Origin of the sequence: Bordetella tumulicola (assembly GCF_965138755.1) — a bacterium.
In the GTDB taxonomy this organism is placed as follows: domain Bacteria; phylum Pseudomonadota; class Gammaproteobacteria; order Burkholderiales; family Burkholderiaceae_B; genus Bordetella_A; species Bordetella_A tumulicola.
Genome location: NZ_CBCSFP010000004.1, coordinates 154,394 through 166,793 on the forward strand (window position 1 = coordinate 154,394; position 12,400 = coordinate 166,793).

11 protein-coding genes are annotated in these 12,400 nt (G+C 60.2%); 5 read left to right on the forward strand and 6 right to left on the reverse strand.

Annotated features, from left to right (window positions below; all coding sequences use genetic code 11):
• Positions 1-20: 20 nt before the first annotated feature.
• The 6 genes from ACNAZS_RS13245 to ACNAZS_RS13270 all read right to left on the reverse strand — a co-directional run bounded on the left by ACNAZS_RS13245 (position 21) and on the right by ACNAZS_RS13270 (position 5,918).
• On the reverse strand, positions 21-539 hold the full coding sequence (locus ACNAZS_RS13245; RefSeq protein WP_415789943.1) for a RidA family protein: 519 nt from the start codon (positions 537-539) through the stop codon (positions 21-23).
• Positions 536-1,516 (reverse strand): ABC transporter ATP-binding protein, encoded by a 981-nt coding sequence (locus ACNAZS_RS13250; RefSeq protein ID WP_415789945.1) that lies wholly within the window; start codon positions 1,514-1,516, stop codon positions 536-538. The genes ACNAZS_RS13245 and ACNAZS_RS13250 overlap by 4 nt, the downstream gene beginning before the upstream one ends.
• Positions 1,513-2,550 carry an ABC transporter ATP-binding protein gene (locus ACNAZS_RS13255; protein ID WP_415789947.1) on the reverse strand — a complete coding sequence of 346 codons (1,038 nt, stop codon included), beginning with the start codon at positions 2,548-2,550 and terminating at the stop codon, positions 1,513-1,515. Before ACNAZS_RS13255 ends, ACNAZS_RS13250 begins: the two co-directional genes overlap by 4 nt.
• Positions 2,551-2,566: 16 nt before the next feature.
• Positions 2,567-3,376, reverse strand: coding sequence for an ABC transporter permease (locus ACNAZS_RS13260; protein ID WP_415790330.1), 810 nt, complete (start codon positions 3,374-3,376; stop codon positions 2,567-2,569).
• Between the two features lie 68 nt (positions 3,377-3,444).
• Positions 3,445-4,389, reverse strand: coding sequence for an ABC transporter permease (locus tag ACNAZS_RS13265; RefSeq protein ID WP_415789949.1), 945 nt, complete (start codon positions 4,387-4,389; stop codon positions 3,445-3,447).
• Positions 4,386-5,918, reverse strand: a complete 1,533-nt coding sequence (locus tag ACNAZS_RS13270; protein WP_415789951.1) for an ABC transporter substrate-binding protein — start codon at positions 5,916-5,918, stop codon at positions 4,386-4,388. The genes ACNAZS_RS13265 and ACNAZS_RS13270 overlap by 4 nt, the downstream gene beginning before the upstream one ends.
• Positions 5,919-6,303: 385 nt before the next feature.
• Here ACNAZS_RS13270 and ACNAZS_RS13275 point away from each other — a divergent pair, with 385 nt between their 5' ends.
• From ACNAZS_RS13275 to ACNAZS_RS13295, 5 genes are all read left to right on the forward strand, one after another.
• Positions 6,304-7,245 (forward strand): helix-turn-helix transcriptional regulator, encoded by a 942-nt coding sequence (locus tag ACNAZS_RS13275; protein WP_415789953.1) that lies wholly within the window; start codon positions 6,304-6,306, stop codon positions 7,243-7,245.
• Positions 7,246-7,313: 68 nt separating this feature from the next.
• A complete protein-coding gene (locus ACNAZS_RS13280; RefSeq protein WP_415789955.1) occupies positions 7,314-7,973 on the forward strand; it encodes a 2Fe-2S iron-sulfur cluster-binding protein in 660 nt (219 codons plus the stop codon).
• A 4-nt stretch (positions 7,974-7,977) separates the two neighbouring features.
• On the forward strand, positions 7,978-8,970 hold the full coding sequence (locus ACNAZS_RS13285; RefSeq protein WP_415789957.1) for an FAD binding domain-containing protein: 993 nt from the start codon (positions 7,978-7,980) through the stop codon (positions 8,968-8,970).
• Positions 8,971-8,972: 2 nt separating this feature from the next.
• Positions 8,973-11,222 carry a molybdopterin cofactor-binding domain-containing protein gene (locus tag ACNAZS_RS13290; RefSeq protein ID WP_415789959.1) on the forward strand — a complete coding sequence of 750 codons (2,250 nt, stop codon included), beginning with the start codon at positions 8,973-8,975 and terminating at the stop codon, positions 11,220-11,222.
• A 99-nt stretch (positions 11,223-11,321) separates the two neighbouring features.
• Positions 11,322-12,128 carry an aminoglycoside phosphotransferase family protein gene (locus tag ACNAZS_RS13295; protein ID WP_415789961.1) on the forward strand — a complete coding sequence of 269 codons (807 nt, stop codon included), beginning with the start codon at positions 11,322-11,324 and terminating at the stop codon, positions 12,126-12,128.
• Positions 12,129-12,400 lie beyond the last annotated feature (272 nt).

A 12,400-nucleotide genomic window follows, 5' to 3' on the forward strand; every position in this document is an offset into this window, starting at 1 on the left:
TAAAAAAATAACTTGAATGGCTATGGCTTGATCTCGACGATGGCCTCGATCTCGATCGTGATGTTGTTGGGCAAGGAGCCCATGCCTACTGCAGAACGTGCATGTGTACCCACCTGCGGGCCGAAAACTTCGATCAGGAGGTCCGAGCAGCCATTGACGACGCTGGGATGTGCCACGAAGTCGGGCTTGGCGTTTACCATGCCGAATAGCTTCACTACTTTCACCACGCGACTCAGATCTCCTAGCACTTCATGCAGCACCGCGATGAGATTCACACCCGTCAGGCGCGCATGTGCGTAGGCCTGCTCGGCAGTCACATCGATCCCGACCTTGCCGGTATGCAGAAAGCCCTCGTTCGTGCACGGGCCCTGGCCTGACAGGAACAACAAGCTGCCCACTCTGGTGTGACTCACAAAATTGCCGATGGGCGGCGGTGATTCGGGTAAAACGATACCCAGCTGCGCCAAGCGTTGATAGCAATCGACTACAGGGGTTTCGGGAACTGCGGCGTTCAGATTCAAATCGACTCCAGGGGTCATACAAGTTCAGTCAGTCGGATACAGGCGGCCTTGTGTCCGGGCGTGAGTTGCTCAAGCGCTGGACGGGTCTCGGCGCACGCATCGATGGCGTGCGGGCACCGCGTGCGGAACACGCAGCCTGAAGGGGGATTCAAGGGGCTGGGAATGTCGCCGCGCAATGCGATGCGTTGCGTTTTTCGGTACGGGTCGGCTACGGGCGATGCGGATAGCAGGGCGCGTGTATAGGGGTGGCGAGGCGTGCTGTAGACCTGCTCGCTCGGACCGCTTTCCATGACGCGGCCGAGATACATGACGACAATGTCATCGCAAAGGTGTTCAACCACCGAGAGGTCGTGTGAAATGAAAAGCACACTCAGACCTCGCTGTTGCTGCAAATCCTGGATCTGATTGATGATCTGTGCCTGTACCGATACATCCAATGCCGAGACGGGCTCGTCCGCAATAATGCAATCGGGCTCAACCGCGAGCGCGCGTGCGATACCAATGCGCTGGCGTTGGCCACCCGAGAACTCGTGGGGGTAACGGCGCGCATGATCAGGGCTCAAACCCACCTGTGTGAGGAGGTCGGCAATCCGCGCTTTCTTCTCTGCGCCTTTTGCCAGTTTGTGGGTATCGATTGCCTCGCCAATGATGTCGGCCACACGCAGTCTTGGATTCAGGCTCGAATACGGATCCTGGAAAACCATTTGTAGGCGTCGTCGGTAGGCGCGCATCTGGCGGCTGGTCAGCGAAAAGAGATCGACGCCCTCGAAGTCCGCACGACCGCTGGTCGGCTCCACCAGCCTGAGCAAGCTGCGTCCAACGGTGGTCTTGCCCGAGCCGGACTCTCCCACCAGGCCGAGGATACGGCTGCGACGAAGCTCGAAGCTCACGCCATCGACGGCACGAACCGCACCCGATGGTCCGGGAAATTGCTTGACGAGATCGACCACGTTCAAAAGAATCGACGATGCGGCTGCTTGATTGGAATTGCTCATAGGGCTTCGTGTTTCCTGCAACTGGAGAGGTGGTCCAGTGCACCTGCGCGAACCAGGGGCGGGGCGACTTGCGTGCATACGTCATCGGCATACTCGCAGCGGGGCGCGAAGGTACAGCCTTCGGGCCAGCGACCCGCTGGCGGCACGTTGCCCATGATGGGTCGCAAGCGGATCCGCGTGCCATCAGCGGCACGATCGCGCTTCGCATCGGGAATACAGGCCAGAAGGCCACGCGTGTAAGGATGCTTTTGGTGGTCGAAAAGATCGTGCACCTTGGCATGCTCGGCCACACGACCGGCATAGAGCACCACCACTTCGTGTGCAATCTCGGCCACCACACCCAGGTTGTGCGTGATGAACATAATGCTCATCCCTCGATCTTCTTGCAGCCGGCGCAGCAAGGCGATGATCTGTGCCTGCACGGTCACATCGAGCGCTGTCGTCGGTTCGTCCGCAATCAGCAATGTGGGATTGCAGACCAACGCCATCGCGATCATGACGCGTTGGCGCATGCCGCCGGACATGTGATGCGGATAGTCGCTCAGGCGTTGACGGGCCGCGGGAATTTCGACCAGTTCGAGCATTTCGGCGGCGCGGGCCAAGGCCTTTGCACGTGTCACCGGCTCGTGCAGCATTAGCATTTCGGCGATCTGGTCACCCACCGTGAACAGCGGGTTCAGGCTGGTCATGGGCTCCTGGAAAATCATGGCGATGTGTCTGCCTCGTATTTTCCGCATGCGGCGCTCTTCGAGCGCGGCAAGATCCATGACGTCTTCGTTGCTGTGGCGATATAAAACCTGGCCGCCGGTAATACGGCCGTTATTGGGCAACAGGCGCAACATTGACAGGCTTGTGACCGATTTTCCCGAACCGGATTCGCCCACAACGGCCAGTGTTTTACCTCGGGGTATATCGAAGCTGACGTCGTCGACCGACTTGATCCAGTGTTTGCCATGCGAGAAGCTCGTCTGCAGATTCTGGACGCGGCAAACGACGTCGTCGGGAAGATGAATGGCGCACGGGTTAGCGGTCATCTCTGGTCCTCGGTGATCATAGGGACTTTTGAACAGTCGGATCCAGCAGATCGCGTAGGCTGTCGCCCAGCACCTGTAGACAGAGCGCTGCGATAACAATGGCCAGCCCGGGGTAGAGCATCAGCCATTCGGCGCGCCCGCTGTATTGGCGGCCAGCGGCAATCATCGTCCCCCAGGTGGGCACATCCGGATCGACGCCGACGCCTAGAAACGACAGGCCAGCTTCGGCCAAAATGGCATAGGCGAAGATGAAACTGCCTTGCACCAGCAGAGGCGAAACCAGATTGCGCAATACATGGCGGATCGCAATGCGGACTGTCGATACGCCCAAGGCCCGCGCGGCCTCGATATAGGGCAGCTCGCTGATCACAAGCGTGGACGCGCGCACCACGCGCGCCAGCCGGGGCGTGTAGACGATGCTCAAGGCGATGATGACCGTATGCAACGATGGTCCCAGCGCCGCCACCAACGCGATAGCCAGTAGCGTATCGGGAAATGCCATCATGGCATCCAGCAAACGCGAGAGCAGCATGTCCAGGCGTTTGGACATGCCTGCGATGATGCCCAGGACGACACCGGCCAACATGGATATGACGACCACTGCCAACCCTACGGCCAACGATACTCGCGCGGCAAACACCGTGCGTGTGAACACGTCGCGTCCGAACGCGTCGGTGCCGAACCAAAATTCTCCGGAGGGTGGCTTGAGCCGGTTGACGATGGACAGCTTGTTCGGAAGATAAGGGGTGACCCAGGGTGCCAGCACTGCCGCGAGAATCAGCAGGCAGAGTACGGCCAGCGCCAGTGCGGCCATTTTGCGTGCCATGACGAATGCACAAAATTTTGATAGCCGCGAAGGCGGTGGCGGCAAGATCTGGATGGCGGTGATAGCGCTCATTGGTAGCGTACCCTCGGGTCGACTGCCAGATACAGCATGTCGACACAGAAATTGAACAGCACATAAAGTGCAGCGATCACCAGCAGCGCACCTTGTATGACCGGGTAATCGCGCCGCATGACGGCCGACACCACCAGATTTCCGATGCCTGGAAGGCTGAATACCGTCTCGGTGACTACTGCGCCCGAGATCAGCGCCGCAGCGGTTAATCCGAGCACCGTGATGATGGGAATCAGCGCGTTCTTCAAAGCATGGCGAATGACCACACGCAGTTCACTCATGCCCTTGGAACGTGCCGTACGTACGTATTGATCGTTCAGCACATCAAGCATGCTGGAGCGCGTCGATCGCAGGATAATGGCGCTGGCGCCCGTACCCAGCGCCATTGCGGGAAGAAGCAAATGACTCAGTCGGGTTGTGAACGAGGCGTCTGGTCCGCCATAGCCCGCCACGGGAAGCCAGCCCAGTTGGGCCGCGAATAATTGGATCAATAGCAAACCGAGCCAGAAACTGGGTACGCTGGCGGCCAACATCGCGAAGGTGGTGACGCCCCGATCGATCCAGGAGTCCCGCCGATAGGCCGCCAAAATGCCCAACGGTATCGCAATTGCTGTCGCGATCACCATCGTAAATAAAGTCAGAAACAGCGTCGGTTCACTGCGTTCGTACAAGGCGGTGGTGACCGGACGATGCAAAAAAATCGAGTTGCCCAAGTCGCCTCGTGCCAGTTGTGCGAGGAACAGGGTGTACTGCTTGATCAATGGCGCATCCAAACCGAGATTAGTGCGCAAGGCTGCAATCTCGGTGGCCGTGGCATCGGGCCCGAGCATGATGGCTGCTGGGTCGCCCGGCGTGATCCGCACGATCAAAAAGACGATGGTCAGCACGAAGAGCATCACGACCAGCATGCCCCCTACGCGCTTGAGTATATATTTACTCACTCTTTGTACGCATTCCAGAAATAGGGCCACGGTGAAGGCTTCATGCCCTGGAGCTTGGTGGACTTGGCGGCGAGCGTGTTCAGGTCACCGATTTTCATGAACGGTGCCTGTTCATAGATGACGGCTTGCAAGTCGGCCCATAAGGCTTTGCGCTTCTCGGGATCGATCTCGCGATTCATGGCATCGAACGTGGCGCTGCGCTCTGGCGAAACCCACCAACCTGGATAGCTCTCCGAAAGGGTCGCCATCAACGCCGGATCGGGCAAATAGGGTGTGCTGGTGGCGAAGATATCCCAGAGATCGGGATTGGCACGACGTCCCAGCAGCGTTGCCCAGTCCATGACTTGCAGGTCCACCTTGAAACCGACTGCTTTCAGGTACTCGCTCGCCATCAAAGCCACTTGGTAATTGATCTCGTTCTGGCGTGTAGCGATGATGCGGATTGGCGTGCCGTCGTAATTCTCTTTGACCAGCCGAGTGGCTTTGTCCAGGTCGCCCGTGTTGTAGTGACCGCCCACCCCTTTGTCGGTATGCCAGACGTAGCCCTCGGGGTAAAGTGCGCCATTGGCCGAGTAAAACTCTTTACGCCCGATGGCCACGGCAAGCGTGTCCTCCATGTTCAGAGCGGCCTGCATCGCCTGGCGCAGTTTGACATTGGCGAAGGGCCCCTTCTGAGTATTGAGCACGTACAGATAGAACACAGCTGGCTTGAGCACAAAGGGCTCGGCCTGGCCCTTGATGCGATCTACCGCTTCTGCGCCAATCACCTCGGCATAATCGTATTGGCCTGTCAGCGCACCTTCGATGCGTGTGTTGACATCGGGCACCGGCACGAAACGAATCTCGTCTAAATATTGATGACGCGCGCCGCCAAAATTATTGGGCGCTTCTTCTCGCGACGCATAGTTGTCAAAGCGTGTGAGTTGAAGGTATTGATCGGGCCGGTACTCGTGAAAGGTGTAAGGTCCGGTTCCTATGGGTTGCTTGGGTGCGGCATCGGATGTGCCGGCCGGCATGATCACCGCGGCCGCGTTATTGAAGGCGAGCAGCGAAAGCAGGGGTACGTAAGGCTCTTTTAGCGTGATCCGTACATGGCTGCTGTCGATGGCCTCTATCGTCTCGATGTTGTCGGCGACCTGTTTGCCCCGTGGCGCGACACGGGTCCACCGCTTCAAGGAGTCAACCACATCTTTTGATGTCATCGTTGCGCCGTTGTGAAACGTCACGCCCGAACGTAGTGCGATGGTGTATTGCTTACCGTCGGCGCTGATCTCCGGCAGGGTAGCGGCCAGTAGGGGAGTGACCTCCCACTTTGAATCGAAGGTGAACAGTGTCTCGTAGTAATGCTGGGTGATGACACCGACCAGATCGGCGGTCGATGCCATGGGATCGAACGTCGGCACCTCGCCGATGACCGCTACGTTGGCGACGCCGCCGCGTTTCTGAGCACTGACTGTCGCTGGTGCGAGTAAGCACGCCGCCACTGCCATTACACATGCAGCTTGCCATCGTTTGAGATATCGCTTCATGACTTCCCCTGAGAACACTGGTTTAGGCTTACGTTATTACGGATGTTCAGGCGTTATAAGGGAATATTATCTAAAGCAGTTGCTTATGAATAGGCCGGGATTACACCAATGCCTTGGTGGTTGCGTAGACGTGTGCTCGGTCTAATCAGGCGAACGTTTAGGTGCCACTTTTGCAACCCGTCGACGCTTTACTCGAATGTTTTTGAATTTACCGGCAGAGGCGTTAACGAAGTCGCAGCAGGTATGGACGGGCACATCGCGAGATCGTGCAAAAATTTGGTACTTTGCAGGATGGTCAATGAGAATTTCCCCCGTAGTCCGGTTCATCGTCTGAACCTTGTCCTTCGGTCTCGGTCTATCCCGCATCGACAGGGGGAATGAGCGCATGGATACGACATATCGAGTGCAGGCGAGGTCGCTGCAGCCACTGGTGGGCAATGGGCACATCCACGCGCATCAGCCCGATGGGCAGGCGCTGCAGACGCATTCGTTGTATGGCGGACGGGTTACCGTCGATCGTCGTCGCTGGACTTGCCGCGAGGCGGAATTTAGCTGGACGGCGCCACAGCATGTCATTATCTTGACCGAGCGGGGGGCCACCGCCCGCACTCACATCCGTAGCGGCACGAAGCCGATTTATGACGGACGTGACCGCTCAGGGGCGGTTAGCTTCGTGCCCGCCGGGGTCGAACGTAATGGTTATTTCCGCGATGCCGACCTGGTCTATACCGCTTTGTGGGTCGATCCCGGTTTGGACCTGCCGGGCTGTTCGCAGCTATCCGCCCTGCCGCTGCGCGTCAATACCAGCGACCCCGTGATTCGGACCCTGCTGGCCTCGCTCGGTGCCGAAATGGCCGCGGGCCAAGTGCCGGAGGCTGTCTACCTGGAACATCTGCTGGCCTTGATGTCGCTGCGCCTGGGCGGCGGCGGTGGCGTCAGGGGGCGTGCTTGTGCCGATCCTCCGGCCAAAGTGCATCGCTTGGGCCGTGGGGTTGTCAAGCGACTGGACGAATACATCGAATCCCATATCGACGCCGGGATTTCGCTAAGCGAACTGGCCCAGTTGGCCGACATGCCTGTCGATACTTTTGCACGGCGCTTCAAAGCCGAGACCGGTATGGCGCCCTATGCCTATGTCATCGAGCGGCGAGTGTGGAGGGCCGAAACGCTACTGCGTGCCGGTAGTATGCCGATCAGCGCCATGGCTTTGGAATTGGGCTTCTCCAGCCAAAGCCACTTTACGTCGACCTTCCGGCGCCTGACCGGCATCACCCCCCATGCCTACCGGCAAGGCATGGGTTTCCAGGATTCTGACATCGCTTCCTGATTCCTGAAAGAGCGGCGCGGCGATCTTCCTCATACTGGGCGCCTGCTACCTTCTTTCAGGAGATAATCATGGATGACAAGGCTCCAGCGCGTCCGTCGCGACGCGCTGTTCTGCAGGCCGGCGCCGCGACAGGTCTGCTGGTCGCAAGCGGGGTGCCGACCATGGTTCGCGAGGCGCTCGCCACCCACGCCGTGCCAGACACTGCGAGCTCGCTGCCGACTCGCCCGGTGACTTTGCGCATCAATGCCGCCATGTATGAGCTGTCGCTTGATCCGCGCACCACCCTACTGGACGCGCTGCGCCACCAGATCGGCCTGACAGGTTCCAAGAAGGGCTGTGACCACGGCCAGTGTGGCGCTTGCACCATATTGGTCAATGGCCGCCGTATTAATGCCTGCCTGACGCTGGCGGTCATGCATGAGGACGATGACATCACGACCATCGAGGGGCTTGCCAGCGGTGACACGCTGCATCCTATGCAGGCCGCTTTTATCGCGCGTGACGGCTTTCAGTGCGGCTATTGCACACCCGGCCAGATCTGCTCCGCCGTGGGCATGTTGCAAGAGGTGCGCGCCGGCTGGCCCAGCCATGCCAGCCAGGATGTGGCAGCGCCCATGGCGAGACTGACCGATGTCGAGATCCGTGAGCGCATGAGCGGCAACATTTGTCGCTGCGCCGCGTATCCCAACATTGTTGCCGCCATCCATGACGTGGCCCAGGAGGCCTGATCCCATGATGCCCTTTACCTACGAGCGAGCCTCCAACCCGGCTCAGGCTACAGGAGCCGTCGCGGCCAATCCGCAGGCGCGCTTTATCAGTGGCGGCACTAACCTTCTGGACCTGATGAAGCTCGAAATCGAAAAGCCCGATCATCTCGTCGATATCAGCCGCCTGCCCATGGCCACGATGCAAGACACCGCCGAGGGTGGTCTGCGTATCGGGGCCCAGGTGCGCAACAGCGACTTGGCGGCTGACAGCCGTGTGCGCAGCCGCTATCCCTTGCTGTCGCAGGCGCTGCTGGCGGGCGCGTCGGGCCAGATTCGCAACAAGGCCAGTACCGGTGGCAACCTGCTGCAGCGTACGCGCTGCCCCTATTTCTACGATCCCAATATGCCCTGCAACAAGCGTGAGCCGGGTGCCGGGTGCTCGGCCCTCGAGGGCCATAACCGCATGAACGCGGTGATAGGAGCCAGCGGCGACTGCATCTCGGTGCACCCGTCGGATATGGCCGTGGCCCTGACCGCATTGGATGCCACGGTGCAAACGATCATGCCCGACGGTCAGACGCGTAGCCTGCCCATTACCGAGCTATACCGCTTGCCGGCGACGACTCCGCATATCGAAACTCAGTTGGCCCAGGGCGAGATGATTGTGGCCGTCACGCTGCCGCCCGCGCCGCCGGGCCATCAGCTCTACCGCAAGGTGCGCGACCGCGCCTCGTATGCTTTTGCTCTGGTCTCGGTAGCCGTGGTGATGGATGCCGAAGGCGGCCAAGTGCGAAGTGCACGTATCGCACTGGGTGGCATTGCCCCCAAGCCATGGCGTGCCGTGGCTGCCGAGCAGGCTCTGGCCGGGCAGCAGGCCGCCGCACGGTCGTATTCTGCTGCTGCCGAGGCCGCCCTGGCGGGGGCACAGGGCCACGGTGGCAACGATTTCAAGATTCCGCTGGCCAAACGGACCCTGCAACAAGCGTTGGCGACTGCCGCTCAGACCCCGAGAGCCTGATCATGACGACATCCACGCAAGACTCGCGCTTCATCGGCCAGCCCGTCGACCGCGTCGATGGCCGGCTCAAAGTGACCGGCCGCGCGACCTATGCCTACGAACAGACCGAAGCCGGGCAGGCCGTCCACGGCTACATCCTGGGGGCGTCCATCGCCAAGGGGAAGATCCTGGACATCGATGACCGCGACGCGCAGCGTGCGCCGGGGGTCTTATATGTAATGACTCATCGCAATGCGCCCGCACAGCCGGCGTTCGGCCCTGCCGTGCCGCCTAATGTGCCGGACGTTTTCACGCGTGCCCGACCTGCATTGGCCAACGATCGCGTGCGCTATTACGACGAACCCGTTGCCCTCGTCGTGGCCAAAACTTTTGAGGCCGCACGCGCGGCGGCCCGCCTGATACGCGTGCGCTATGCCGAGGAAAAGGCTGATTTCGATTTGGTTTCGCGCCTGGGACAGGCTTATACACCGCCACGCGTCAATGCGGGCATGGCGCCCGATAGCGCGGTGGGAGAGTTCGAGGGCGCGTTCAAGGGAGCAGCGGTCGCATTGGATGTCACCTACACGACCCCGTATCAAAGTCATAATCCCATGGAGCCGCAGGCCACCATCGCGGTATGGCGGAGCGATGACCTGACCGTGTACGCGTCAGCGCAGACGTTGAATAATTTCCGCGCCACCCTGGCCAGCACACTGCGCATCGCGCCTGAGCGTATCCGTGTTATCAGCCCCTACATCGGCGGAGGCTTTGGAGCCAAACTGATCCCCCATGCCGATGGCATTCTGGCGGCCCTGGCCGCGCGCGTGTTGCAACGTCCCGTCAAGGTCGCCCTGACGCGGCAGCAGATGTATGCCAATGCAGGCTATCGCGCGGCCATGGTCCACCAGTTGCGCCTGGGCGCCGAGCCGGACGGCAGGCTGATTGCGATGGGCTACGACGTTTACTCCGCCACCTCGCGCTTTGAGGAGTTTTGCGAACAGACGGCGGTATTCGCACGCCACTTATATGCTGCGCCCAACCGTCTGACACGGCATCGTCTGGTACCGGTGGATCTGAATCGTGGCGAATGGATGCGTTCGCCCGGAGAGGCACCCGGCATGCTGGCCTTCGAGTGCGGCATGGACGAACTGGCCGAGCGCGTGGGATTGGACCCGATCGAGCTGCGCGTGCGCAACGAACCCGACCAGGACCCCGAACGCGGCGTGCCGTTTTCCACTCGCAACCTGGTCGAATGCATGCGCACCGGTGCCGAGCGCTTTGGCTGGGAGCGCCGTCATCCCAAGCCCGCCAGCGTGCGAGAGGGCCGCAAGCTGATCGGCATCGGCATGGCGGCCGCCATCCGGCCTAACTACATCGGCGCCTCCAGCGCCCGGGTGGCGATCGACGCGCAAGGGCGGGTCACCGTCAGCATGGATATGACCGATATCGGTACCGGCACCTACACGATCCTTACACAGGTTGCCGCCGAAAGCCTGGGTGTACCCATGTCGGCGGTGCGAGTGCGGCTGGGTGACAGTCGCTATCCTCGCACCGCTGGTTCGGGTGGCTCGTGGGGCGCCGCCAGTGCCACTAGTGCGGTGCTAGCGGCCTGCCAGGCGATCAAGCGCCAGATTGCTGAGGCCGCTGGTTCGCCTTACCGAGAGGCCGACGTGGCCACGCTGCGCTTTGCCGGCGGTAATGTCAGTGTGGGCGATCAATCCGAATCTATTGCCGCGCTGATGGCTCGCGTGGCGCCCGGCGGCCTGCAAGCCGACGGCAGCGTGGGGCCGATGGGTGAACCGTACAAAGCGTACTCGCAGCATTCTTACGGTGCGCATTTTGTCGAAGTCGAGGTTGATATCGACACCGGCGAAATCCGCATGCGCCGCATGCTGTCGGTCATCGGTGCAGGGCGTATCCTCAATGCCAAGACCGCGCGATCGCAGATATTGGGTGGTATGGTCTGGGGCATAGGATCGGCGTTGATGGAGCAGAACCTGCTCGATACGCGCCACGGGCATTTCGTCAATCATGATTTGGCCGAGAACCTGGTGCCAGTCAATGGTGACATCGCGCAGATGGAGGTGGTGTTTCTGGAGTTGCCCGATGAGAATGCCAATCCGTTGGGCGTCAAGGGCTTGGGCGAGCTGGGTGTGTGCGGCGCGGGGGCGGCGGTCGCCAATGCCGTCTACAACGCCACGGGTGTTCGCGTGCGTGAGTTCCCGGTTACGCTGGACAAGGTAATGGCAGGCTTGGGGGAGGTGGCCGCCTAGGGAAGGTCTGCATGGTGCCGAGTTACCCGGTTCAAGAGCCCGACATATATCAGTGGGAAGTATCCGTTTTTTCTTGACTGGAGATGGACATCAGCTTTTATGGCAAACGCTATGTTCGATGAGTATTTGGAGCGATGGGGGCTGACCCTGGACGGCGAGGCTTTCGGTTCCATGAATGGAAATCTGCTTCCCGTTCGGCAACGAGGTTTGCCAGCCATGCTCAAAATCTCAGAAGAGGTCGAAGAACAGGCAGGTAGCTTGCTTATGGTCTGGTGGGACGGTGAGGGTGCGGCGCCAGTGTTGGCTCATGACGGTGCGGTCTTACTTATGGAGCGTGCATGCGGCTCGGCGTCGCTTACGCATATGGTGAACTGCGGTCAGGATGACGAGGCCACTCGTATCCTCAGTGCTGTAGCTGGTCGTCTTCACGCCCCACGCGAAAAGCCGCTTCCCACTTTAGTTCCACTGACGCGATGGTTCGAAGCGCTATGGAGCACAGCGGCTACGCACGGGGGAATTTTTGAGCAGTGTGCAATGGCCGCCCGTGAACTGTTGGACGCTCCTCGCGATATGACAGTGCTACATGGCGACATCCATCACGGCAATGTGTTGGATTTCGGACCGAAGGGATGGCTCGCGATCGATCCAAAAGGGCTTTACGGTGAGTGTGGCTTCGATTACGCGAACATTTTCTGCAACCCCGATGGGAAAAGCGCTTTGGCACCAGGCCGTTTTGTGCGCCGGGTCGAGATCGTGGCACAGGCCTGCGGCATTGATCGTCGCAGGCTACTGCAATGGGTGCTTGCATGGACAGGGCTATCAGCCTCTTGGATGCTGGAGGGGAACCATGAGCCGGGCACTCCACTCGAGGTGGCGAAGCTCGCAGCATCGGCGCTTGGTTCTTGATTCTTCAGAAGCCACACCGGCTAATTGGCGGGGCGATATCTGTCCACACGCTCCCGGCAGAGACTCACAATGTGACTGACTGGCGGAGGCTGCGTCACGTAACGCCTACCGCCAGGCCAAATCATCCGGCCGGCACTAGCCCCGTGATGCCAAGCTCCTTGGCCGTGGTCGACGTCGGCATGTCACCGCCCCAAACCGACCGTGGAGACTAGCTCGTTGGTGGCGTTGCTTTCGTTGGTGCAGGATCGCGACTATATTGCCACATTGGCGAG